The sequence below is a fragment of the Streptomyces sp. AP-93 genome (assembly GCF_022808175.1).
GTDB lineage: Bacteria > Actinomycetota > Actinomycetes > Streptomycetales > Streptomycetaceae > Streptomyces.
In genome coordinates this window covers 158,766-181,752 of record NZ_JALGBX010000009.1, presented here as the reverse complement: position 1 = coordinate 181,752, position 22,987 = coordinate 158,766, and the positions used below count along the sequence as shown (strand labels likewise).

The window sequence follows — 22,987 nt, the reverse complement described above, 5'->3', positions numbered from 1 at the left end:
CTCGAACGGCGCACCCGTAAGCTCCACATAACGGGCCGAATCGGTACAGACCACCTAGCGTGGTGCTGTGTCCGAGCCCTCAGATGTCATCGACGCCGCGCCGCCCCCACCGGCGCCCGAGACCCCACCGCCGGCCGGGCGGTCCGTCACCGCACGGGCCACCCTGGCCGGCACCGTCGTCTCGCTCCTGCTCGTCCTCGCGATCGTGCTCGGCAGCAGGCTGCTGCGGGACTTCGACTCGGCCCTGCTGCCCTACGCCGTGGCCACCGTCTTCCTGGCCTTCGGCGTGGCCTACCGGTACACCGTGTGGGTCTCGGCCCCCGGCGCGCGACGCCTCTTCAAAAAGGGCATCGGCAGCTTCTGGTCGATGGACAACTTCCGCAAGGCGCCCACCGCCCTGCCGAAGATGATCGCCACCTACCTCGGCTTCCAGAAGTTCCTGGGCGCCCGCTCGCGCCCCCGCTGGATCGCCCACCAGCTGATGTTCTGGGGCTGCCTCCTCGCCGCGGCGATCACCTTCCCGCTGACCTGGGGCTGGTTCACCTTCACCTCGGACAGCGGCGCGGGCCCCGGCTACGACATGCGGATCTGGGGCATCAAGGTCCTCGGCTTCGACGCGCTCAGCGTCCTGGGCTGGCTGATGTTCCACGGCCTGGACATCGCCGCCGTCCTCGTCATCCCCGGCGCCTCGTACTTCCTGTACCGGCGGATGAAGGACCGCGGGGCCATGACCGGCCAGCGCTTCGCCTACGACCTGCTGCCGCTGATCTGCCTGATCGTCATCTCCGTGACCGGTCTGCTGCTGACCTTCTCCTCGATCTTCCTGCACGGCGGCGGATACGAGTTCCTCGCGATCCTGCACATGGTGTCGGTGGTGTTCACCCTCATCTACATCCCGTTCGGGAAGTTCTTCCACATCGTCCAGCGCCCGGCCGCCGTCGGCATGCAGCTCTTCAAGTACACGGCCCGCCAGGACGAGCAGGTCTTCCTCTGCAAGCGCTGCGAGGAGCCCATCGACACCACGCCCTACGTGGAGAACCTGCGCGGCACCATGCAGGACCTCAATCTCGACTTCAACGCCTTCGTCGAATACTGCCCGCGCTGCAAGCGGGTCCTGCGCGGCAACGCCTACCTGACCCAAGTCAAGAAAGGCTTCAAGTGACCGCGACCGACCCCGCCAAGGCCGCGTCCCGGCCCGTACGCGTCTCCATCGACCCCTCCATCGCCCCGCCCGGCACCCGCAACTTCCGCGACGCCGGCGGCATCCCCGCCGACCAGTGGCACGCCGACCAGAACGGCGAGACCCTGGTCCCCACCCACTGCTGCTTCTGCGGGGTGCAGTGCGGGATGTACCTGCGCGTGGACAAGGGCGGCAAGGTCTTCGGCGTGGAACCCCGCAACCACGACATCAACCGGATGCGGCTGTGCCCCAAGGGCATCAACGCCTACCAGCAGGTCAACCACCCCGACCGGCTGACCGCCCCGCTGATGCGGCGCTCCCGGGACGAGGAGTTCAAGGAGTGCTCCTGGGACGAGGCCCTGGACTTCACCGTCTCCGAGATCAGGCGCATCCAGGAGGCCCACGGCAACGACGCCTTCGGGCTGCTCGGCGGAGCCAGCCTGTTCTCCGAGAAGACCTACCTGGTCGGCAAGTTCGCCCGGGTCGCGCTGAAGACCAAGCACGTCGACTACAACGGCCGCCTGTGCATGGTCAGCGCCGCCGGAGCCAACAAGCTAGCCTTCGGCATCGACCGGGCCGGCAACCCCTTCTCCGACATCCTCCTCACCGACTGCCTGCTCATCGCCGGGTCGAACGTGGGGGAGTGCTTCCCCGTGATGACCCAGTACCTGTGGGGCGCGCGGGACCGCGGCGCCTCGCTGATCGTCGTCGACCCGCGCGAGACGGCCATCGCCCGCACCGCCGACATCCACGTCGCCATCAAGCCCGGCACCGACTCGGCCTTCTTCAACGCCGTACTGAACGTGGTCATCGCCGAAGGCCTCACCGACGAGGCCTACATCGCCGCGCACACCACCGGATGGGACGAGGTCAAGAAGACCGTCGCCGAGTACCCGCCGTCCCGCTCCGCGGAGATCTGCGGGGTACCGGCCTCGCAGATCGTCCAGGTGGCACGCGTCTTCGCCGGCGCTGACAAGGCCATGGCCTGGCACGCCCGCGGCATCGAGCACCACTCCCAGGGCGTCGAGAACTGCCTGTCCGTGATCAACCTGTGCGCGGCCACCGGCCACATCGGCAAGCCCGGAGCCGGCTACGGCACCATCACCGGCCAGGGCAACGGACAGGGCGGGCGCGAACACGGCCAGAAGTCCGACATGCTGCCCGGCGGCCGCTCCATCACCAATCCGGAGCACCGCAAGCAGATCTGCCAGATCTGGGGCATCGAGGAGTCCGAACTCCCCACCGCCGGCACCTCCATGATGGAGATGGTCTGGCAGATGCAGCGGGGGGAGATCCGCGGCCTCATCGGCATCTGCAACAACCCCTTCGTCTCCCTCCCCAACTACGCGGTGGTCAAGGACGGCTACGACACCGCCGAGTTCCACGCCCAGTTCGACTTCTTCCTCTCCGAGACCGCGGCCAACGCCCACGTGGTCTTCCCCGTCACCACCTGGGCCGAGGACGAGGGCGTGATGGCCAACGCCGAGGCCCGCGTGGTCAAGCACAACAAGGCCCAGGAGCCCCCCGCCGGGGTGCGCACCGACACCTGGGTCATCTGCGAGCTCGCCCGACGGCTCGGCGCCGGGAAGCACTTCGACTTCCCCGGCTCCCGCGAGGTGTTCGAGGAGCTGCGCGTCGCCTCCGCCGGCACGGTCAACGACTACTACGGCATCACCTACGACCGCCTCGACGAGACCGGCGGGATCGCCTGGCCCTGTCCTTCCACCGAGCACCCGGGCACCCCCCGGCTGTTCGAGGACGGCCGGACCTACCACCCCGACGGCAAGATCCACATGCAGGTCGTGGAATGGCACCTGCCCATGGACGCCTACACCGAGGAGTACCCCCTCTCCCTCACCACCGGCCGCACCGTCGCGCACTTCCTCTCCGGCAACCAGACCCGCAGGCTGGGCGCCCTCGTCGAGCAGACCCCCCGCCCCTGGGTGGAGGTCCACCCCTCGCACGGCTTCCGCAACGGCGAACCGGTCCGGGTCGTCACCCGGCGCGGCAGCGAGGTGTTCCCGGCCCTGGTCACCGAGGCGATCCGCCCCGACACCGTCTTCATCCCGTACCACTGGCCCGTCCCGACGGCCGCGAACGCCCTGACCATCGACGCCCTCGACCCCCGCTCGAAGATCCCCGAGTACAAGGTCTGCGCCGCCCGGATCGAGGCCGCCGAGCGGGTCGACGAGGTGCCCGCACCGCCCACCGCACCGGGTCGCGAGGCCTATCCGGAGACCCAGGTCTCCCGCACCGACCCCCTGCCCCCCACGGCCCCGCAGGGCCGTGGCACGGCGGAGAGGAGCTGACCCGCCATGATGGGCCGCACGATCTTCATCGACCCGGGTCGCTGCATCGGCTGCCAGGCCTGCGTCTCGGCCTGCCGCGAGTGCGATTCGCACCGCGGCAAATCGATGATCCACCTGGACTACACCGAACCCGGCATGTCCGTCGCCTCCCTCCCGAGCGTCTGCATGCACTGCGAGGACCCGGTCGCACCCTGCGCCGAGGTCTGTCCCGCCGACGCGATCCTGGTGACCGCCGACGGGGTGGTCCAGCAGGCCGACACCACCCGCTGCATCGGCTGCTCCAACTGCGTCAACGCCTGCCCCTTCGGCATCCCGAAGATCGACCTCCAGGCGAAGCTGCAGATGAAGTGCAACCTCTGCTACGACCGCACCGCCTACGGCCTCGCCCCGATGTGCGCGACCGTCTGCCCGACCGGTGCCCTCTTCTACGGAACCCTCGAAGAGCTCCAGGCGGAGCGCCCCGGCGTCCAGGTCGCCGACTCCTTCGTCTTCGGCGACGTCGTCGTCCAGACCGGCGTGGCCATGGTCGTCCCCGCCGACAAGGTCCAGTGGCCCGTTCCCGGCGGCCTGCCCGTCGTCGAGATCAACGGAAGGGACGTCCGATGAGCGTCACCGAGCAGCCCCCTCCGCACCCAGGCCGTCAGGGCGGCGGCCATGCGGACGGCGGAGCGGCCGCCGACGCCGCGATCGAGCAGCTGCGCGACCGGATCAGCGCCGACTCCCTCACCACCCGCCGCGACTACCTGCGGATCGTCGCCACCGTCTCCGGAGGCCTGGCCATCGGCGGTGTCGGCGTGGCCGCCGGCATCCTGCACCGGCACGGGGACAACGAGGGCCTGCCCGACCCGAAGAAGGTCGCCGACTTGCTGCCCCCCGGCCAGTCCGTGGCCTTCCGGTTCCCCGGCGAGGACGACCGGGCCCTGGCCGTGCGCCTCGGGGACGGCTCCCTCGTGGGCTACTCCGCCGTCTGCACCCACCTGGCCTGCGGCGTGCTGTGGCGCGAGGACCGGGGCCCCGACGGGGAGCTGTACTGCCCCTGCCACGAGGGTGTCTTCGACGCCCGCACGGGCGAGGTGACGGCCGGTCCGCCGCCGCGCCCGCTGCCGAGGATCTACCTGACCGAGCAGGCCGACGGCAGCGTCTGGGCCGTCGCCACCGCCCGGTCGGGAGAGCCGGCCAAGGACGCGCTCTGCCGGCAGTTCGGCGACACCCACCTGGAGGAGGCCGCCCGCCTGGGCTGCCCCGGCTCGGCCCGGGCGGGCACCACCGAGAGGAGGCCCACATGAGCGAGACACCGCTGCCGCCCCGCCCGGAGTACCACCCGGGTAGTGCCCAGCCCCGGCTCAACCGCCCGGTGCGCGAGCGGTACCCGCAGATCCGCTCCACCAGCGGGTACGGGGACCCCCGGATCCGGAACACGGGCCCGGGCCCGGGAGCCGGCACCGAGCAGGAGCCCGAGCGCTCCTCACGGCTCAACGCGCGCCTCGCCCTGGCCCTCACGGTCGTGATCGGCCAGCTCTGGGCGCTCACCGTGACCGTCAACGAGTGGATGAAGGGAAACACCGGCACGGCCTGGTGGGGGGCGGGATTCCTGATCCTGTCCTTCCTCGTCGTGATCGGACTGTGGCTCCTCGACCCGAAGGACCGATGACCATGTCGATGCCCACGCCGACTTCGTCGGCACCCCGCAGCCACCGCGCCGAGAGCTACAGGCCCGGGGCCACCATCGCCGACTGGCGGCCGGAGGACGAGGGCTTCTGGCAGTCCAAGGGCCACCGGGTCGCCCAGCGCAACCTCTGGGTCTCGATCCCCGCCCTGATGCTCGGATTCGTGGTCTGGCAGGTCTGGTCGGTGACCGTGGTCAAGCTGAACGACGTCGGCTTCGGCTTCTCGAAGTCGCAGCTGTTCTGGCTGACCGCCATCCCCGGCATCACCGGCGGCACCTTCCGGATCCTCTACACCTTCATCGGGCCGATGTTCGGCGAGCGGAAGTTCACCGCCTTCAGCACGATCATCCTGATCGGGCCGATGCTGTGGCTGGGCTTCGCGCTCCAGGACACCGGCACGCCCTACTGGGAGCTGGCGCTGATCGCGGCCGTGTGCGGCATCGGCGGCGCGAACTTCGCCTCGTCGATGGCGAACATCGGCTTCTTCTTCCCCAAGCGGGAGAAGGGCAGCGCCAACGGCCTCAACGGCGGCCTCGGCAACCTCGGCGTGAGCGTGGTCCAGCTGATCGCCCCGCTGGTGGTCACCGCGGCCGTCCTGGGCGCCCCGGCGGGCGGACCCCAGCACGACGCGAAGAAGAACACCGACATCTGGCTGCAGAACGGCGCCTTCCTCTGGGTGCCGCTCCTGGTCATCATGGCGCTGGCCGCCTGGTTCCTGATGAACGACCTGAAGGTGGCCGCGGCCCCCTTCAGCCAGCAGAAGATCATCTTCAAGCGCAAGCACAACTGGCTCATGACCTGGCTGTACGTCGGCACCTTCGGGTCCTTCATCGGCTTCGCGGCCGGACTGCCGCTGCTGATCAAGAACAACTTCGAGGCCCAGGGCTACCAGGCCACCACCTACGCCTGGATCGGCCCGTTCATCGGGGCGCTCACGCGCTGGGGCGGCGGCTGGCTCTCGGACAAGATCGGCGGAGCCAGGGTCACGATCCTGTCCTTCGTCGGCATGGCGGCGGCCCTCGTCGTGGTCATCTTCGCGCTTCCGTCCGGAGGCCAGGAGGGCCACTTCTGGTCCTTCTACATCGGCTTCCTGGTGGCCTTCGCCTTCTCCGGCCTGGGCAACGGATCGACCTTCCGGCAGATCCCGGTGATCTTCCGCAACCAGCACATGCAGGCGGCCGAGGGCAAGGGGCCCGAGGCGCAGGCCGCGGCGCTGAAGCAGTCGGAGATGGAGTCGGGAGCCGTCACCGGCTTCTCCTCGGCCATCGCGGCCTACGGCTTCTTCTTCATCCCCGCGATGTTCGCCATCCTGCACGTCACCACGTCGCTGTGGATCTTCATCGGCTTCTATGCCACGTGCCTGGTGGTGTGCTGGTGGTTCTACGCCCGCAAGGGCGCCGAGGCTCCCAGCTGAGCGGGGCCGGTGGCGGGGGCGGCCGTACCCTGGAGGCATGAGCGACGCCCCCGCCACCGACCCGCACGCCCCGAAGTCCGCACGGCCGGAGCCCGCGGCAGAGCCCAAGCCGAAGCCGAAGCCGCGGCTGGACTTCGGGGACCCGCTGGACCAGCAGTCCTCGGACGACACCGACCGGGGCTGGGGCGAGCGGCCGCCCGCCGGCGGGAGCGCGGCCGACCTGGCCCGCTTCCTCGACGAGAAGCCTCCGCACCACGTCTGACCGCAGGGCCCGCCTAGAGCCGCGGGCCGGGAGCGTCGGAGTGGACGTTCCCGCCACCCGCGCCGCGCTGGGCGATCAGCTCGTCGCGGATCTCCTTGAGGACCACCAGCTCGGTGATCTCCATGGTCTCCTGGACGCCTTCCTTCGCCTTGCGGCGCTGCTCCACCTTGGCGAGGTACTTCGCCATCGGCAGGACCATCAGGAAGTAGACGACCGCGGCGGTGATCAGGAAGGTGAGCGCGGCGTTGAGCACCGAGCCCCAGAGGAGCTCCACGCCCGTCGCCTTGCCGTCCGTGCCGATCCCGCAGGGATCCTTGATGCAGCTCTTGTAGGCGTCCAGGCTCTGCGTGCCGATGAGGCCGATCACCGGGCTGATCAGGCCCTTCACGACGGAGTTCACGATGTTCGTGAACGCGGCGCCGATGACCACGGCGACGGCCAGGTCGACCACGTTGCCGCGCATCAGGAAGGCCTTGAAGCCTGCCAGGATGCTCTCCTTCTTCTTCTCGCTCACCAGTGAGCCTTTCTTCGTATCTGCCGAACATGGAGCCAACGGTTCCGAAAGCTACGGCAGTTTGGGTCCGGGCTGTCCAATCGACCCTCACCCCGCGGTGACTTGACCGCACGTTCGTACGATTCAACACAACGTCACCGCCAGTCGGGACACGGTCCCCGCCCCCACCAGAGCCCGCGCGGTGTCCCGGGGAACGGACAATACGACCAAGGCCCCTCCGTCCCCAACGCCCTGCTCCGGAGCGGGCACTTCGGCGACCCGGGCCCCCGCCGCCACCACCCGGGGCGGCCCGCCGCGCTCCGCCGCGACCACGTCCACCCGGTCTCCGGGCCGCAGCAGTCGCACCGTCGCCGCGTCGGCGATGCGCACCGGCGCCGACACCAGCCGCACCGCCGCCGGGGGAGGCTGCGCCGCGGGCGGCGGGGAGCCCCGCGAGGCCCGCGCCTCGGTGCCGCCCACCGCCAGCACGGCCGCCACGACGGCCAGTCCGGCCGCGGCCCCGCGCCGCCGGCGCCGCACCGCCCTGCGCAGCCGGTCCCCGGCCCGGCCCACGCGGAGCGGGGCGAAGAGGGGAACGGGCCGCGCGGGGGGACACGTACCGGAAGAGGGATGCCGGGGGACGGGGGAGGGGCGCACCGGGGTGTGGGTGTGGAGTGAGGAGAGGGACGAGGGAGACGGGACGCGGGAGTTCGCGGTCATGACGGCCACCACCTGAGGGATTGAGATCCGGAGTCCGGACCCAGCGTCCGGACGTCCCCCACGATCCGCCGCCCCGCCGGATCCCGCTCGGCCCTGTGGATGATCCCCAGCCTGTGGATATCCCCGTCACTCGCAGGAGTTACCGCCCCGCCGAGATCCGCCGCAGCGCCGCCACCGGATCCGCGGCACGGGTCACCGACCGTCCCACCACGACGTGCGAGGCCCCGGCCGCGAAGGCGGCCCACGGGGTGTCGGAGCGGGCGTGCCCGCCGGTCTCCCCACCCGCCTCCCCGCCCGGCAGCGTCACGCCCGGCGTGACGATCAGCCGGTCCGGCCCCAGCAGCCTCCTCAGCGGACCGGCCTCCCGGGGCGATCCGACGACCCCGTCGCAGCCGGCCTCCGCCGCCAGCCGGGCCAGCCGCAGCACCTGCTCGTCGGTGCTCACGCCGCCACCGCCGATGCCGATGCCGATGTCGGCGAGGTCGCTCCCGGTCATGCTCGTCACCACCGTCAGCGCCAGCACCCGTAGCCCCGGGAACTCCCGCGCGGCGTTCACGGCGGCCGCCATGATGCCCGTACCGCCCGTGGAGTGCACGGTCACCACGGACCGCGTACGAGGTCCGGCCCGGCGGAGGTCAGGAGCTCCAGGCCGACTTTGTAGAAGCCGCAGGCGCCCCCGAGGCGTGCCACGAGGGCCTCGGCGGCGTAGCGGTCGTCGAAGTCGAGGGCGACGATGATCCGGCGGTCGGAGGCGGTGTCGTTCATCCCGCCAGTGTCACGGCCTAGGGCAGCTCGATGCCCAGGTCCCAGCCGTCGTGGGCGTGGGTGCACAGGCAGGCGCGGGATTCCGTCGCGGGCAGGGCGGCCACCGCGTCGAAGAGGACCTCGCGCAGGCGCCCGACGTTCTCGCCGAAGACCTTGAGGACCTCCGTGTGGGAGACCCCTTCGCCCGTCTCCGCGCCCGCGTCCAGGTCCGTGACCAGCGCCATCGAGGTGTAGCAGAGCCCCAGCTCGCGCGCGAGGACCGCCTCGGGGTGGCCCGTCATGCCGACCACCGACCAGCCGGCCGCGGCGTGCCAGCGGGACTCGGCGCGCGTGGAGAAGCGCGGCCCCTCGATGACGACCATGGTGCCGCCGTCCACCGGCTCCCACTCCCGCCCGCGCGCCGCCGCCAGCGCCGCCGAGCGGCCCACCGGGCAGTACGGGTCGGCGAAGGTGGTGTGCACGACGTTGGGGACCGAGCCGTCCGGGAGGGGCTCCCCGTCGAAGAAGGTCTGGGCGCGGGACTTCGTACGGTCGACCAGCTGGTCGGGGACGAGCAGGGTGCCCGGGCCGTACTCGGGGCGCAGGCCGCCGACCGCACAGGGGCCCAGCACCTGGCGGACGCCCACGGAACGCAGCGCCCACAGGTTGGCCCGGTAGTTGATCTTGTGCGGGGGAACGGTGTGGCTGCGGCCGTGCCGGGGCAGGAAGGCCACGGTCCGGCCGGCGAGCTCACCGAGGTAGAGGGAGTCGCTGGGGGGCCCGTAAGGCGTCTCCACCTGGATCTCGGAGACGTCCTCCAGGAAGGAGTAGAAGCCCGATCCGCCGATGACACCGATCTCTGCATTCGCCATGCGGCCACCCTAACGGGGTACGCCGAAGGCCCCGCCGTCCCGTGGGGGCGGCAGGGCCTCGGATGCAGCCGTTGCGGCTGGTGAAGCCTTGGAGCGCGTCAGGCGGCCGACGAGCTCGACGACGACGACGAGGAGGTCGAGGTCGAGGACGAAGACGACGAAGCCGTCGAGGACGCAGCCGGGGTGGCGGCGGGCGTCGACGCGGGCTTCGAGGCAGGGGTGCTGCTCGACGAAGCGCCGCGGCTGTCGTTCCGGTAGAAACCGGATCCCTTGAAGACGATGCCGACCGCGGAGAACACCTTCTTCAGGCGTCCGTCGCAGCTCGGGCACACGGTCAGTGCGTCATCGGTGAACTTCTGCACGGCCTCAAGGCCCTCACCGCACTCGGTGCACTGGTACTGGTAGGTCGGCACGAATTTCCTCCTGGCACTCTGACTCGATGAGTGCTAATTGGCACCCATAGTAGCTGTTGTCGGGGCCTGGTTGCAGTAATGTGCATCACCTGCCGTGGAGGCAGCGGTCAGGGCTTGGCCGTCGCGACGATCTGTACATCCGAGCGAGAAGCCTCCGTCGTCACGCGGGGGAGGAGTCACGGTGACGTATTCCGGCGCTCGCGCCGCGACTACTTCGTCACTTACCGACCGCGGCAAGTTCGCGGCTCACCGTGCCGCGCGTAACCACTCGGGTTGCGCGCGCCGGCGCCAGCTTCGCACGCAGCGCCAGCAGGATGGTCAGTGCGAGCACGGTGGCCACCATCGGCACGAGGAACCCGTACGAGGACCCGTGCGCGTCCGTCAGACGGCCGGCCAGGGTCACGGCGCCGGCCTGCCCGAAGGCGACGCCGCCGGTGAGCCAGGTGAAGGCCTCGGTCCGCGAGGTGGCCGGGACCAGCTGCTCGATCATGGTGTAGCCGGTGATCAGCGCGGGGGCGATGCACAGACCGACGACCAGGCCGAGCGCGCCGAGCAGGATCATCGAGTGCGCGGCCCACAGGACCGAGGCTGCCGCGGTGAGGCCGATGTAGCCGAGGATCAGGCGGCGGCGCGGGCCGATCTTCCAGGCGATCGCACCGCAGGCGATGCCGGCGATCATGTTGCCCGCGGCGAAGACGCCGTAGAGCAGACCGTTGGCGCCCGGGTTGCCGATCTCCTCGGAGAAGGCGGCGAGCGAGACCTGCATGCCGCCGAAGACGGCGCCGATGCCGATGAAGGCGACGATCAGGACGCGCAGGCCGTGGAACGACAGGGCCGGAGCGTGCTTCTCACCGTGCGCCGGGCGGGCGACCGGCTTGGGCTGCGTGGCGCGCTGGGCGGCGAAGAGCAGGCCGCCGATCAGGGTCAGCGCGGCCTCGGTGACCAGACCGGCCGCCGGGTTGATGCCGGTGCACAGCGCGGTGGCGAGCACCGGGCCGACGACGAAGGTGAACTCGTCGGTGACGGACTCGAACGCTGCGGCCGTGGGCAGCAGCGGGGAGCCCTCGAGCTTGGCCGCCCAGCGGGACCGGACCATGGGTCCGACCTGCGGGACGGATGCACCGGCGGGGACGGCCGCCAGTGCGAGCGCCCAGACGGGCGCACCCAGCAGCGCGAACGCCACCAGGGAGCTGACGGCGGTGGCGTGGATCAGGGCCACCGGGACCAGGACGGCGCTCTGGCCGTGGCGGTCGATGAGCTTGCCCATGACCGGGGCGAACACGGCCATGGAGATACCGGTGAAGGCGGCGACGATGCCGGCGCTGCCGTAGGAACCGGTGGTGTGCTGGACCAGCAGCAGGATGCTGATCGTCAGCATGCCGAAGGGGAGTCGCGCGGCGAATCCCGGGAGAACGAAGCCGAGGGCGCCGGGCGTGCGCAGGAGCTGCCCGTAGCCGGGTCGGGTGGACGTGGCGGACTTGTCGGTCGTGACCGCGGATGTCACGGCCTGGCCTTTCCGCTGCCTGGTAGAACTCCCCGTCCGCGGACGATGCACCGCCTTGTGAGCGATCGCACCCGTACATGTGGGAGCCCCGAGAGCTGTCCTCTTGCGCCGAACCGAGTGATACCTGGGCGCCCACTGCGGGAGGGTGCCACGGCCGCTTTGCGGTCGCGCCAGCTCTGCGTCAGACAGAGTTGGTTCGATGTGTTGTTCCTTAATCGTACAGGCAGATCGGCCGATACGCCCTGTGATTAGGGCTACAGGGCGTGTCTTCACCTGCGATTAACTGGAACTTCGCATTCAAGCCCCACGTAAACAGGGGTGAATGCGGACAGAAGCCGTCGAATTTGATGAATTAGAGCACCGCTCTAACCCTGGGTAGGACCCTTCGGGGCCCCCTTGCGGGACCCCTTTCCGGAGCCCTTGCCAGAGCCCTTGGCCTTCCCTTCGGTTGCGCCCCTGCCCCCGCCCCCGTTCCCGCCGGTCCCCAGCCAGCCCGCGAGCTTGCCGCCCCGGGCCACCGCACGCAGTCGCGCCTCCGCCGCGTCCCGTACCGGATCCGTGGCCACGACCAGCAGCTCGTCCCCGCGCCGCAGCACGGTCGACGGGGCCGGTACGAAGCTCCGCGCGTCCCGTACGACCAGCGTGACGGAAGCCCCCGGCGGCAGCCGCAGCTCGCTCACCTCCACCCCGTGCATCCGCGAGGCGGGCGGGATCGCGAAGGACAGCAGGTGCCCGCGCAGCTTCTCCAGCGGCGCCGACTCGATCCCCAGGTCGGAGGCGGCCTCGTCGCTGATGCCCAGCTTCAGCTTGCGCGCGAGCCAGGGCAGGGTCGGGCCCTGGACCAGGGTGTAGACGACGACCAGGACGAAGACGATGTTGAAGACCCGCTCGCTGCCCTCGATCCCGGACACCATGGGGATGGTCGCCAGGATGATGGGCACGGCTCCGCGCAGGCCCGCCCAGGACATGAGCGCCTGCTCCTGCCAGGGCATCCGGAAGGGCAGCAGCGAGACGAAGACCTCCAGCGGCCGGGCCACCATCGTCAGCACCAGCCCGATGATCACCGCCGGCCAGAAGTCGTGGACCAGCTCGTGCGGGGTGACCAGCAGCCCCAGCAGCACGAACATGCCGATCTGGGCGATCCAGCCGAGCCCGTCGGCGAATCCCCGGGTGGCGGGCCAGTGGGGGAGCTTCGCGTTCCCGAGCACCATCGCCGCCAGGTACACCGCGAGGAAGCCGGAGCCGTGCGCCATCGCGCCGGCCGCGTACGCGGTGATCGCGATCGCCATCACCGCGATCGGGTAGAGGCCCGAGGCGGGCAGGGCCACGTGCCGCAGCCCGTACGAGCCCAGGAAGCCCACCGACAGGCCGATGGCGACGCCGATCGCCAGCTCCAGCGCGATCTTGCCTATGAGGACGTACCACTGGTCGACGGGCCCGACGGTCGCGAAGGCCACGACCAGGATGACGACGGGGGCGTCGTTGAAGCCGGACTCGGCCTCCAGCACACCCGTGATCCGGGAGGGGAGCGGGACCTTGCGCAGGACCGAGAAGACGGCCGCTGCGTCGGTCGAGGAGACGACCGCGCCGATCAGCAGGGCTTGCCGCCATTCGAGTCCGACCAGGTAGTGCGCGCCCGCCGCGGTCACGCTCACGCTGACGGCGACGCCGACCAGTGACAGCACGATCGCGGCCGGCAGGGCCGGCTTGATCTCTTTCCACTTGGTGCCCAGACCACCCTCGGCGAGGATCACGACGAGCGCGGCATAGCCGATCACCTGGGTCAGCTCGGCGTTGTCGAATACGACGTTGCCGATGCCGTCCTGGCCTATGGCGATGCCTATGCCGAGGTAAATGAGCAGGCTGGGGAGTCCGCTGCGCGAAGAGACGCGCACCGCCGCCACGGCGACGAGCAGCACGAGCGAGCAGACCAGCATGAGCTCATTGAGCGTGTGGACAGTCAGCGGGCGGCCCTTTCCTCGATGTGCCAGGCGACGGCGGAACGGCGGACGTCGGGCTGACGGATCGCTCCGGCGCGGGCACGAACGGCAAGTACTTCGTTACCTTACCTAATCTTTGACGCGCCCTTTACTCACTAGCCACATTGTGAAACGCCTGCGGGACCCTGTCCTCATGACCCCTCGTCACGAGCCGTCGGCGAGGGGCCGATCACGAGCCCGACCGAGCCCGACCCCTGGCGGATCACCGGGGGCGGTCCTGCGCCTATGGTTGCTCCCAGCACTCCCAGGACCACCCTGCCCCTCTAAGGACAGCGATGCCCGCCAACGAAACCGTCCCTTCCGTCAAGAAGAAGGGACGACGCGCCCGTCTGATCGTGCTCGTCCTGGTGCTGGCGCTCTTCGCTGGCCTCGGGTACGGGGCGTACTGGAGCGTGGACAGCGTGCGGGCCTCGTTCCCGCAGACCACCGGCTCCCTCAAGGTGCCCGGCCTGGCCGGGACCGTCGACGTCAAGCGCGATGCCAACGGAATCCCCCAGCTGTACGCCGACTCCGACGAGGACCTCTTCCGCGCGCAGGGCTTCGTGCACGCGCAGGACCGGTTCTGGGAGATGGACGTACGCCGCCACATGACCTCCGGGCGGCTCTCCGAGATGTTCGGCGCCGGCCAGGTCGAGACGGACGCCTTCCTGCGCACCCTCGGCTGGCGCCAGGTCGCGCAGCGGGAGTACGACACCAAGCTGTCGCCGGAAACGAAGAAGTACCTGCAGGCCTACGCCGACGGGGTCAACGCGTACCTGAAGGGGAAGTCCGGCAAGGACCTCTCCGTCGAGCACGCCGCCCTCAAGCTCAGCGACGCCTACGCGCCCGAGCAGTGGACCCCGGTCGACTCGGTGGCCTGGCTCAAGGCCATGGCCTGGGACCTGCGCGGCAACATGCAGGACGAGATCGACCGCGCGCTGATGACGGGCAAGCTCTCGCAGGCGCAGATCGGCGAGCTCTACCCGCCGTACCCCTTCGACCGGAACCGGCCGATCGTCGAGGGCGGCACCGTCAAGGGCGGGAAGTACGCCCCGCAGCAGCCCGGCTCCGGCAGCCCCGTGGGCTCCGGCGGCAGCACCGGCGGGCGCGGCGGCTCCACCGGCTCCACCGGCTCGCAGGTCTCCACCCAGAGCGTCGGCGAGACCGGGCTGGCCGGCAACGCCACCGCCCAGGGCGCGACCGTGGGCCTGCGCACCTCGCTCGGCGCGCTGGCCGACACCCTCGACGAGATCCCCGCGATCCTCGGCCCCGCCGGCAGCGGCATCGGCTCGAACTCCTGGGTCGTCTCGGGCCGGTACACGACCACCGGCAAGCCGCTGCTCGCGAACGACCCGCACCTCTCCCCGCAGCTGCCCTCGGTCTGGTACCAGATGGGCCTGCACTGCCGGGCGGCCTCGGCCTCGTGCAAGTACGACGTGGCCGGCTACACCTTCTCCGGCATGCCGGGCGTGATAATCGGCCACAACGCCGACATCGCGTGGGGCATGACCAACCTCGGCGCCGACGTCACCGACCTCTACCTGGAGCAGGTCAGGCCCGAGGGCTACGTCTACGACAACAAGGTGCTCCCCTTCACCACCCGCGAAGAGGTCATCAAGATCGCCGGCGGCGGCGAGAAGAAGATCACCGTCCGGTCCACCAGCAACGGCCCGCTGATCTCCGACCGCAGCGACGAGATCGCCACGGTCGGCGCCCGCGCCCCCGTCACCAGTGCCGCCCCGGACCGCGGCAACGGATACGGGGTCTCCCTGCGCTGGACCGCGCTGGATCCCGGCAAGTCGATGGACGCCGTCTTCTCGCTCAACCGGGCCAAGAACTTCCAGGAGTTCCGCGCCGCGGCCCGCGACTTCGAGGTCCCCTCGCAGAACCTGATCTACGCCGACGACGAGGGCCTCCACGGCAACATCGGCTACCAGGCCCCCGGCCGCATCCCCATCCGGGGCGGCGGCGCGGACGGCAAGATGCCGGCCCCCGGCTGGGACTCCAAGTACGCCTGGAAGGGCGGCAAGGACGGCAGCGCCGGGTACATCCCGCAGGACGAGATGCCGTGGGTGCTCAACCCCGAGCGCGGGTTCATCGTGACCGCCAACCAGGCCGTCACCGAGGGCGGTACCGGCACGGGCAAGTACCCGTACCTGCTGACCACCGACTGGGGCTACGGCGCCCGCAGCCAGCGGATCAACGACCTCATCGAGGCGAAGATCAAGGACAGCGGGAAGATCTCCACCGACGACATGCGCACCATGCAGATGGACAACAGCAGCGAGATCGCCGCGCTGCTGACCCCGATGCTGGCCAAGATCGACGTGTCGGACCCGGACGTCCGCTCCGCGCAGAAGCTCCTGGAGGGCTGGAACTACACCCAGGAGCCCGACTCGGCGGCCGCCGCGTACTTCAACGCGGTCTGGCGCAACATCCTCAAGCTGGCCTTCGGCGACAAGATGCCCAAGGAGCTGCGGGTCGAGGGCAGTTGCATGAACGTCCCCGAGCAGACCACCGGACCGGCCGACGACCTCGCCACGATGGTCCGCGAATGCGGTGAGCGCGACTCCGACTCGGCGCAGCCGGACGGCGGTGACCGCTGGTTCGAGGTGGTCCGCCGCCTGGTCAAGGACGAGAAGTCGCAGTGGTGGCAGTCGCCCGCGGTCGGCCGCACCGTGGCCGCCACGACCACGCGCGACCAGCTCTTCGCCCGGGCCATGAAGGACGCCCGCTGGGAGCTGACCGCCAAGCTCGGCAAGGACCAGTCGACCTGGAGCTGGGGCCGGATGCACCAGCTGATGCTGAAGAACCAGACGATCGGCACCGAGGGCCCCGGCTACCTCCAGTGGCTCCTCAACCGCGGCCCCTGGAACCTGGGCGGCGGCGAGGCCACCGTCAACGCGACCGGCTGGAACGCCTCCAGCGGGTACGGGGTCACCTGGGTGCCGTCGATGCGGATGGTCGTGAACCTCGCCGACTTCGACAAGTCCCGCTGGATCAACCTGACGGGCGCCTCGGGGCACGCGTACCACGACCACTACACGGACCAGACGACGATGTGGGCCAAGGGCGAACTGCTGGACTGGCCCTTCGGGAAGGACGCCGTGGACAAGGCCACGGTCGACACCCTGACCCTCCAGCCCGAGGGTTCGTGACCGCGGGGTCCAAGACAGGGGCTAAGAGCTGAAGCGGAGCACCCCCGACGGGGTGGCCACCGCGCGTACGGGGTGGTCGTGCGGTTCCTCCGGGACCCGCGCGACCACCTCGTCGTCGTAGAGCAGCACGACCAGCGCGGGATGCGCCCCGGCGCGCTCCAGCCGCTCCAGCACCCGGTCGTACGAGCCTCCGCCCCGCCCGAGCCGCATCCCCCGCCGGTCCACGGCCAGTCCGGGCAGCAGTACGGCGTCGGCGCCGGTCACCGCGTCCGGGCCGAGGCGGGGCCCGGCGGGCTCCAGGAGCCGCATCTTCCCCGGGTGCGCGGCCTCGGCCAGGCTCTCCGGGCCCTCGTACGCCGCCCAGTCGAGGTCGTTGTCGGGCAGCAGGACGGGCAGCAGCACGCGGGTGCCGGCCGCCCGGAGGGCGTCGAGCAGCTCGCGGGTGCCGGGTTCGGAGCCGATGGAGACGTAGGCGGCCACGGTGTGGGCGGAGCTGAGTTCGGGCAGCTCCAGGGCGGAGCGGGAGAGGGCGCGGGCCGCCGTGCGCAGGGCGTCGGCGGACAAGGCGCGACGGGCCGCGAGGCGTTCACGGCGAAGGTCCGTCTTGGCCGTCGGGGGCTGGTTCTCTGTCACGGGTGGCTCGAATCCATTTCTATGGGGGTATACCTGATCATGTTCATCTGAATCTCACTCGAGCCTCATGACGAACGACTATCGTTCCGCGCATGACTCAGTTGCACCCCGTGATCAAAAAGGCCGTCATCCCGGCCGCGGGCCTCGGCACTCGGTTCCTTCCCGCGACCAAGGCGACACCCAAGGAAATGCTTCCTGTGGTGGACAAGCCGGCCATCCAGTACGTCGTCGAGGAGGCCGTGTCGGCCGGCCTCGACGACATCCTCATGATCACGGGCCGTAACAAGCGCGCCCTCGAAGACCACTTCGACCGCAACTACGAGCTGGAGTCCGCGCTCATCGCCAAGGGCGACGACGACAAGCTCAAGAAGGTCCAGGAATCCAGCGACCTGGCCACCATGCACTACGTCCGCCAGGGCGACCCCCGGGGCCTGGGCCACGCCGTGCTGTGCGCCGAGCCGCACGTCGGCGACGAAACCTTCGCCGTCCTCCTCGGCGACGACCTCATCGACCCCCGCGACCCGCTGCTGCGCCGGATGACGGAGATCCAGCAGAGCGCCGGCGGCACCGTCGTCGCGCTGATGGAGGTCGACCCCTCCCAGGTGCACCTCTACGGCTGCGCCGCGGTCGAGCCCACCGACGCGTCGGACGTGGTCCGCATCACCGGTCTCGTGGAGAAGCCGGACGCCGCGGACGCACCCAGCAATTACGCGGTCATCGGACGATACGTCCTCGATCCGGCGATCTTCGGCATACTGCGTGAGACCGAGCCGGGCCGCGGCGGTGAGATCCAGCTGACCGACGCCCTGCAGAAGCTGGCCGCCGACGAGGCCGTCGGCGGCCCGGTGCACGGCGTGGTCTTCCGGGGCCGCCGCTACGACACCGGGGACCGCGGGGACTACCTGCGGGCCATCGTCCGACTCGCGTGCGAGCGTGAGGACCTGGGCCCGGAGTTCCGTGCCTGGCTTCACCATTACGTCACGGAGGAGATGTAGGACCTTGAGCAAGCCCGAAGCACCGCAGCACCCCCAAGCGGCCGGGGCCCCCCAGCGTCTCTGGTCGGTGGACGAGCACCTGGCGGACGTCCTGGCCACGGTCCGGCCGCTGGAGCCCATCGAGCTCCAGCTGCTGGACGCCCAGGGCTGTGTCCTCGTCGAGGACGTCACCGTGCCCGTCGCGCTGCCGCCCTTCGACAACAGCTCGATGGACGGGTACGCCGTCCGGACCGCCGATGTCCAGGGTGTGAGCGAGGAGTTCCCGGCGGTGCTGACGGTCATCGGGGACGTGGCGGCCGGCGACGGCGAGCTGCCGACCGTGGGCCCCGGCCAGGCCGCCCGCATCATGACCGGCGCCCCGCTGCCCCCCGGCGCGGAAGCCGTCGTACCGGTCGAGTGGACCGACGGCGGCACGGGCGGCGGCGCCGCCACCGGCATGACCCCCGCCAGCGAGTCGCCCGAGGGCGCCGCCGGCGAGGTACGGGTTCACCGCCCCGCCGAGGCACGGGCGCACGTCCGCGCGCGCGGCAGCGACGTACAGGCCGGGGACCTCGCGCTCGCCGCGGGCACCGTCCTCGGGCCGCCGCAGATCGCCCTGCTGGCCGCCATCGGGCGGGGCACCGTACGGGTGCGCCCGCGCCCGCGCGTGGTCGTCCTGTCCACCGGCAGCGAACTGGTCCAGCCCGGCGAGGCCCTGACGGCCGGCACGATCTACGACTCCAACAGCTTCGCCCTGGCCGCCGCCGCACGGGACGCCGGGGCCATCGCCTACCGGGTCGGAGCCGTCGCCGACGACGCCGACACCCTGCGCTCCACCATCGAGGACCAGCTCATCCGGGCCGACCTGCTGGTCACCACGGGCGGGGTCAGCGTCGGCGCGTACGACGTGGTCAAGGAAGCCCTCACCGCCGTCTCCACCGGCGATGACGAGGTGGACGGCGCGGGCATCGACTTCCGCAAGCTCGCCATGCAGCCCGGCAAGCCCCAGGGCTTCGGCACCATCGGCCCCGACCACACCCCGCTGCTGGCCCTGCCCGGCAACCCGGTCTCCTCCTACGTCTCCTTCGAGCTGTTCGTGCGCCCCGCGATCCGCACCCTCATGGGCCTGCCCGCCTCCGAGGTCAGCCGGCCGAGCGCGCGCGCGGTGCTCGAGGCGGACAAGGCGATCGGCTCCCCGGCGGGCCGCCGCCAGTTCCTGCGCGGCAAGTACGACGCGGAGAGCGGCACGGTCAGCCCGGTCGGCGGATCGGGCTCGCACCTGATCGCCGCGCTGGCGCACGCCGACTCGCTGATCGTCGTACCGGAGGACGTGACCTCGGTGGAGCCCGGGTCCGAGCTGGAAGTGGTCCTGCTCGGCTGAGGTCCCGCTCGGCTGAGGTCCGGCGGATGCGGGTAGCGTGTTGCACCACACAGGCCCTTGCGGGGCCCGGACGGGAGCGGCACGCAGATATGAGTACGCAGAGCAGCGCCGGCGGCGCCGCCGGCACCAGGCTGACGCACATCGACGAGGCCGGCGCGGCCCGGATGGTCGACGTCTCGGCGAAGGACGTCACCACCCGGACGGCGCGGGCCAGCGGCCGCGTGCTCGTCTCCCCCCGGGTCATCGAACTGCTGCGGGGCGAGGGCGTGCCCAAGGGCGACGCCCTCGCCACCGCACGGATCGCCGGGATCATGGGGGCGAAGAAGACCCCCGACCTGATCCCGCTGTGCCACCCGCTGGCCGTCTCCGGGGTCAAGGTCGACCTGAAGGTCACCGACGACGCCGTCGAGATCCTCGCCACCGTCAAGACCACCGACCGCACGGGCGTCGAGATGGAGGCCCTGACCGCCGTCGCGGTCGCCGGGCTCACCGTCATCGACATGGTCAAGGCCGTCGACAAGGGTGCGGTCATCACCGACGTGCGGGTCGAGGAGAAGACGGGCGGCAAGTCCGGCGACTGGGCGCGCTCGTGAACGCCCCGCGCGGCGGCGAGGTGCACAGCCACGCCCATGCCCCTGCTGAGGCGGCGGAAACCGTGACGCCCGGGGCCCCCGCGCTGCGCGCGCTGGTCGTCACGGCCTCGAACCGGGCCTCGCAGGGCGTGTACGCGGACAAGGGCGGCCCGGTGCTCGCCGAGGGCCTGCGCGCGCTCGGCTTCGCGGTGGACGGCCCGCGCGTGGTCCCCGACGGGGACCCGGTGGAGGCGGCCCTGCGCGAGGGCGTGGCCGCCGGGTACGACGTTATCCTGACCACCGGCGGCACCGGCATCTCGCCCACCGACCGGACCCCCGACGCCACTGCCCGGGTACTGGACTACGAGATCCCGGGCATCCCGCAGGCCATCCGCGCCGAGTCCCTGGCGAAGGTGCCCACCGCGGCCCTGTCCCGGGGTCTGGCGGGAGTGGCCGGACACACCCTGATCGTGAACCTGCCCGGTTCCACGGGCGGGGTCCGCGACGGGATCGCGGTCCTGTCCCGCGTCCTGCTGCACGCCGTCGACCAGATCCGCGGCGGAGACCACCCCCGTCCCGGGGGCAGACCGCCCGGGAGCACGAGCTGAACGGCCCCTCCTGGCCGGTGGTGCTGGCGGACGGCGATGTCACGCTCCGGCCGATAAAGCTGCGGGACCAGACCGCGTGGCGCGAGGTCAACCGCCGCAACCGCGACTGGCTGCGGCCGTGGGAGGCGACGATCCCGCCGCCCGCGCCCTGGGGGCCGGTGATCCAGCGGCCGACGTACCGCCAGATGGTGCGCCACCTGCGGGCGGAGGCGAAGGCGGGGCGCATGCTGCCGTTCGTCATCGAGTACCAGGGCCGCCTGGTGGGCCAGCTGACGGTCGCCGGGATCACCTGGGGCTCGATGTGCGCGGGCCACGTGGGCTACTGGGTGGACCGGGACGTGGCGGGCCGCGGTGTGATGCCGACGGCGGTCGCGCTGGCGGTGGACCACTGCTTCGGCAAGGTCGGGCTGCACCGGATCGAGGTGTGCATCCGGCCGGAGAACGGGCCGAGCCGGCGGGTGGTGGAGAAGCTGGGCTTCCGCGAGGAGGGACTGCGCCCGCGGTACCTGCACATCGACGGGGCCTGGCGCGATCACCTCGTGTACGCGCTGACGGCGGAGGAAGTGCGCGAGGGACTGCTGCGCCGCTGGCACCGGGAACGTCATCCGCACGGTCCCGCCGAGCAGGGCAAGCCGCCGGAACAATAGAAATCCGATATCTGTTCGAATTCTTTCGCCCCATGACCGATTCGCCCATAACCTGATCCGAAGAATCACAAAAAAAGTCCGTGATATCAGCGAGATCGCGCGACACGCCGTCCCAATTGGCGGATCCGCCCGGCCGCGTCCCTCTACGGTGTGGGGTGTGAGCAGCAGCGGCCTCATCTACGCAGTCATTGTCGGGGCCTGGGCCGCCTACTTGGTGCCCATGTGGCTCCGGAGGCAGGACGAGCTGAACGAAGCCCGTCCGACGGAACGCTTCTCCACCGCCATCCGGCTGCTTTCCGGCCGGGCGGGAATGGAGCGCCGTTACGCCAAGGGACTGCGTGAGCGCGGTGACGAAGAGGCGCAGCCCCAGCCCCCCGCGGACCCGGACGCCGCGACGGAAACGGTGAAACCCGTGGACGCCGCCGACGCCCGGGCGGTCGTCGTGCCCCCGCCGACCCGTTCCGAGCCGAGATCGGCCGCCTCCGAGCGGGCCGACCGCGCGGAGCGGGCCCGCCGCGAGCAGCGCCTGGTCGTCCTGGCCCGCCGCCGGCGCACCACCGCGCTGCTCTTCCTGATCTTCACCCTCGGCGCGGTCGCCGCCGCCGTCGGCGGACTCCAGTACCTGTGGGCCCCGGCCGTCCCCGCCCTGCTGCTGAGCACGTACATCGTGCACCTGCGGGTCCAGGAGCGACGCCGCTACGAGTTCACCATGGACCGGCGGCGCGCCGAGGCGGCCGCCCGCCACCTGCGCGAGAACCGCCCCCGGCGCCGGGAGTCCGAGCCCGCCGCCGGCTCCGACCCGGACCCCGCGCCACCCGTCTCCCCGCAGGAGGCCGGCCGGCGCGCCCTGGTCGAGCAGACCGACCACGCGGAGTGGGTGGACCAGCAGCGCGAACGCGAGCGCGGTCCCGCCCGCGGTGACAGCTGGGAGCCCGTCCCGGTGCCGCTGCCGACGTACGTGACGGCCCCGGTCGCCCCGCGCGCCACCGGCCCGGCGACCCCGGACCCCTGGAGCGCGGCCCGCTCCAGCACGGCCGAGCCGACGGAACCCCGCCTGCGCGCCCAGCCGTCGACCCCGTCACCGCGGACCCGCCCGCGCGACGCGGCCCGTACCCCCCTCTTCGACCAGTACGAGGGCGACGAGCGGCCGCGCGCCGCGAACGAGTGATCGATGACCTGCGCGGACGCTCCCCGATACCGGTTTTGGAGCACCCGCGAGGGGATGCTAATGTTTCACACGTCGCAAGGGCCTGTGGCGCAGTCTGGTAGCGCACCTCGTTCGCATCGAGGGGGTCTGGGGTTCAAATCCCCACAGGTCCACAAACGACAGTTCACGGGTTGCTCCCGAGAACGTCACGAGATCCCGTCCGGTCGAAAGACCGGGCGGGATCTTTTGCGTTCGGGGCCGGGCTCGGGCCGGAACCGGATCGAGGTCGGGCGCGGGCCCGCGGCCGCGC

The 22,987-nt window shown here is 71.0% G+C and carries 23 protein-coding genes and 1 tRNA gene; 15 read left to right on the top strand and 9 right to left on the bottom strand.

From position 1 onward, the window contains the following. The first annotated feature begins 67 nt into the window (after positions 1–67). Genes MTF69_RS17210 through MTF69_RS17180 form a run of 7 tightly spaced genes read left to right on the top strand, consistent with a single transcriptional unit; the run spans position 68 to position 6,832 of the window. Positions 68–1,162 carry an MFS transporter gene (locus tag MTF69_RS17210; protein WP_243335395.1) on the top strand — a complete coding sequence of 365 codons (1,095 nt, stop codon included), beginning with the start codon at positions 68–70 and terminating at the stop codon, positions 1,160–1,162. Then, entirely contained in the window at positions 1,159–3,489 is a 2,331-nt protein-coding gene (locus MTF69_RS17205; RefSeq protein ID WP_243335394.1) for a molybdopterin oxidoreductase family protein, read from the top strand. Before MTF69_RS17210 ends, MTF69_RS17205 begins: the two co-directional genes overlap by 4 nt. A gap of 6 nt (positions 3,490–3,495) precedes the next feature. Continuing rightward, positions 3,496–4,095 carry a 4Fe-4S dicluster domain-containing protein gene (locus tag MTF69_RS17200; protein WP_243335392.1) on the top strand — a complete coding sequence of 200 codons (600 nt, stop codon included), beginning with the start codon at positions 3,496–3,498 and terminating at the stop codon, positions 4,093–4,095. Then, positions 4,092–4,775 (top strand): ubiquinol-cytochrome c reductase iron-sulfur subunit, encoded by a 684-nt coding sequence (locus MTF69_RS17195; protein ID WP_243335390.1) that lies wholly within the window; start codon positions 4,092–4,094, stop codon positions 4,773–4,775. The genes MTF69_RS17200 and MTF69_RS17195 overlap by 4 nt, the downstream gene beginning before the upstream one ends. Then, complete coding sequence (locus MTF69_RS17190; protein WP_243335387.1) at positions 4,772–5,140, top strand: DUF6755 family protein; 369 nt, start codon at positions 4,772–4,774, stop codon at positions 5,138–5,140. Before MTF69_RS17195 ends, MTF69_RS17190 begins: the two co-directional genes overlap by 4 nt. Before the next feature lie 2 nt (positions 5,141–5,142). Continuing rightward, positions 5,143–6,570, top strand: coding sequence for a NarK family nitrate/nitrite MFS transporter (locus MTF69_RS17185; RefSeq protein ID WP_243335385.1), 1,428 nt, complete (start codon positions 5,143–5,145; stop codon positions 6,568–6,570). Between the two features lie 37 nt (positions 6,571–6,607). Then, positions 6,608–6,832 (top strand): hypothetical protein, encoded by a 225-nt coding sequence (locus tag MTF69_RS17180; protein WP_243335384.1) that lies wholly within the window; start codon positions 6,608–6,610, stop codon positions 6,830–6,832. 13 nt (positions 6,833–6,845) lie between these two features. On the opposite strand, the gene mscL is transcribed toward MTF69_RS17180, so the two are convergent. The 8 genes from mscL to MTF69_RS17140 form a co-directional block, all read right to left on the bottom strand. Continuing rightward, positions 6,846–7,349 carry a large conductance mechanosensitive channel protein MscL gene (gene mscL / locus MTF69_RS17175; protein ID WP_279345893.1) on the bottom strand — a complete coding sequence of 168 codons (504 nt, stop codon included), beginning with the start codon at positions 7,347–7,349 and terminating at the stop codon, positions 6,846–6,848. A gap of 120 nt (positions 7,350–7,469) precedes the next feature. Next, positions 7,470–8,045: a hypothetical protein gene (locus MTF69_RS17170; protein WP_243335375.1), complete on the bottom strand. Its 576-nt coding sequence runs from the start codon at positions 8,043–8,045 to the stop codon at positions 7,470–7,472. A gap of 139 nt (positions 8,046–8,184) precedes the next feature. Beyond that, entirely contained in the window at positions 8,185–8,646 is a 462-nt protein-coding gene (locus MTF69_RS17165; RefSeq protein WP_243335373.1) for an orotidine 5'-phosphate decarboxylase / HUMPS family protein, read from the bottom strand. Next, the gene (locus MTF69_RS17160; protein WP_243335371.1) at positions 8,643–8,810 is read right to left on the bottom strand and encodes an orotidine 5'-phosphate decarboxylase / HUMPS family protein; all 168 of its coding nucleotides are present in this window, start codon (positions 8,808–8,810) and stop codon (positions 8,643–8,645) included. The genes MTF69_RS17165 and MTF69_RS17160 overlap by 4 nt, the downstream gene beginning before the upstream one ends. Positions 8,811–8,827: 17 nt before the next feature. Next, entirely contained in the window at positions 8,828–9,661 is an 834-nt protein-coding gene (locus tag MTF69_RS17155; RefSeq protein ID WP_243335369.1) for an S-methyl-5'-thioadenosine phosphorylase, read from the bottom strand. 98 nt (positions 9,662–9,759) lie between these two features. Next, complete coding sequence (locus MTF69_RS17150) at positions 9,760–10,074, bottom strand: FmdB family zinc ribbon protein (RefSeq protein WP_243335367.1); 315 nt, start codon at positions 10,072–10,074, stop codon at positions 9,760–9,762. Between the two features lie 217 nt (positions 10,075–10,291). Further along, positions 10,292–11,578 (bottom strand): MFS transporter, encoded by a 1,287-nt coding sequence (locus tag MTF69_RS17145; RefSeq protein WP_243335365.1) that lies wholly within the window; start codon positions 11,576–11,578, stop codon positions 10,292–10,294. A 365-nt stretch (positions 11,579–11,943) separates the two neighbouring features. Next, positions 11,944–13,515: a potassium/proton antiporter gene (locus MTF69_RS17140; protein ID WP_243335363.1), complete on the bottom strand. Its 1,572-nt coding sequence runs from the start codon at positions 13,513–13,515 to the stop codon at positions 11,944–11,946. Between the two features lie 338 nt (positions 13,516–13,853). On the opposite strand from MTF69_RS17140, the gene MTF69_RS17135 reads away from it, so the two are divergent. Further along, a complete protein-coding gene (locus MTF69_RS17135) occupies positions 13,854–16,715 on the top strand; it encodes a penicillin acylase family protein (RefSeq protein ID WP_243335361.1) in 2,862 nt (953 codons plus the stop codon). A 21-nt stretch (positions 16,716–16,736) separates the two neighbouring features. Here MTF69_RS17135 and MTF69_RS17130 read toward each other — a convergent pair whose 3' ends face one another. After that, positions 16,737–17,348 (bottom strand): 5-formyltetrahydrofolate cyclo-ligase, encoded by a 612-nt coding sequence (locus MTF69_RS17130; protein WP_243335359.1) that lies wholly within the window; start codon positions 17,346–17,348, stop codon positions 16,737–16,739. A 92-nt stretch (positions 17,349–17,440) separates the two neighbouring features. Between MTF69_RS17130 and galU the strand changes: the two genes are divergently transcribed. The 7 genes from galU to MTF69_RS17095 all read left to right on the top strand — a co-directional run bounded on the left by galU (position 17,441) and on the right by MTF69_RS17095 (position 22,850). Next, a complete protein-coding gene (gene galU / locus MTF69_RS17125; protein ID WP_243335358.1) occupies positions 17,441–18,343 on the top strand; it encodes a UTP--glucose-1-phosphate uridylyltransferase GalU in 903 nt (300 codons plus the stop codon). A 4-nt stretch (positions 18,344–18,347) separates the two neighbouring features. Beyond that, positions 18,348–19,703, top strand: a complete 1,356-nt coding sequence (glp, locus tag MTF69_RS17120; protein WP_243335356.1) for a gephyrin-like molybdotransferase Glp — start codon at positions 18,348–18,350, stop codon at positions 19,701–19,703. Between the two features lie 89 nt (positions 19,704–19,792). Beyond that, positions 19,793–20,296 carry a cyclic pyranopterin monophosphate synthase MoaC gene (gene moaC / locus MTF69_RS17115; protein WP_243335354.1) on the top strand — a complete coding sequence of 168 codons (504 nt, stop codon included), beginning with the start codon at positions 19,793–19,795 and terminating at the stop codon, positions 20,294–20,296. Then, a complete protein-coding gene (locus tag MTF69_RS17110) occupies positions 20,293–20,883 on the top strand; it encodes a molybdenum cofactor biosynthesis protein B (RefSeq protein WP_374323226.1) in 591 nt (196 codons plus the stop codon). Before moaC ends, MTF69_RS17110 begins: the two co-directional genes overlap by 4 nt. A 17-nt stretch (positions 20,884–20,900) precedes the next feature. Continuing rightward, complete coding sequence (locus MTF69_RS17105; protein ID WP_243335352.1) at positions 20,901–21,530, top strand: GNAT family N-acetyltransferase; 630 nt, start codon at positions 20,901–20,903, stop codon at positions 21,528–21,530. Positions 21,531–21,687: 157 nt separating this feature from the next. Beyond that, positions 21,688–22,698 (top strand): hypothetical protein, encoded by a 1,011-nt coding sequence (locus tag MTF69_RS17100; protein ID WP_243335350.1) that lies wholly within the window; start codon positions 21,688–21,690, stop codon positions 22,696–22,698. 78 nt (positions 22,699–22,776) lie between these two features. After that, positions 22,777–22,850 (top strand) — tRNA-Ala (locus MTF69_RS17095). Positions 22,851–22,987: the final 137 nt, after the last annotated feature.

Bases quoted from the DNA above. Each gene is read 5' to 3' on its own strand.
- galU (WP_243335358.1), top strand. From the start codon at position 17,441: ATGACTCAGTTGCACCCCGTGATCAAAAAGGCCGTCATCCCGGCCGCG.
- moaC (WP_243335354.1), top strand. From the start codon at position 19,793: ATGAGTACGCAGAGCAGCGCCGGCGGCGCCGCCGGCACCAGGCTGACG.
- MTF69_RS17190 (WP_243335387.1), top strand. From the start codon at position 4,772: ATGAGCGAGACACCGCTGCCGCCCCGCCCGGAGTACCACCCGGGTAGT.
- MTF69_RS17180 (WP_243335384.1), top strand. From the start codon at position 6,608: ATGAGCGACGCCCCCGCCACCGACCCGCACGCCCCGAAGTCCGCACGG.
- MTF69_RS17170 (WP_243335375.1), bottom strand. From the start codon at position 8,045: ATGACCGCGAACTCCCGCGTCCCGTCTCCCTCGTCCCTCTCCTCACTC.
- MTF69_RS17195 (WP_243335390.1), top strand. From the start codon at position 4,092: ATGAGCGTCACCGAGCAGCCCCCTCCGCACCCAGGCCGTCAGGGCGGC.
- MTF69_RS17140 (WP_243335363.1), bottom strand. From the start codon at position 13,515: ATGCTGGTCTGCTCGCTCGTGCTGCTCGTCGCCGTGGCGGCGGTGCGC.
- MTF69_RS17135 (WP_243335361.1), top strand. From the start codon at position 13,854: ATGCCCGCCAACGAAACCGTCCCTTCCGTCAAGAAGAAGGGACGACGC.
- MTF69_RS17185 (WP_243335385.1), top strand. From the start codon at position 5,143: ATGTCGATGCCCACGCCGACTTCGTCGGCACCCCGCAGCCACCGCGCC.
- MTF69_RS17200 (WP_243335392.1), top strand. From the start codon at position 3,496: ATGATGGGCCGCACGATCTTCATCGACCCGGGTCGCTGCATCGGCTGC.
- MTF69_RS17160 (WP_243335371.1), bottom strand. From the start codon at position 8,810: ATGAACGACACCGCCTCCGACCGCCGGATCATCGTCGCCCTCGACTTC.
- MTF69_RS17155 (WP_243335369.1), bottom strand. From the start codon at position 9,661: ATGGCGAATGCAGAGATCGGTGTCATCGGCGGATCGGGCTTCTACTCC.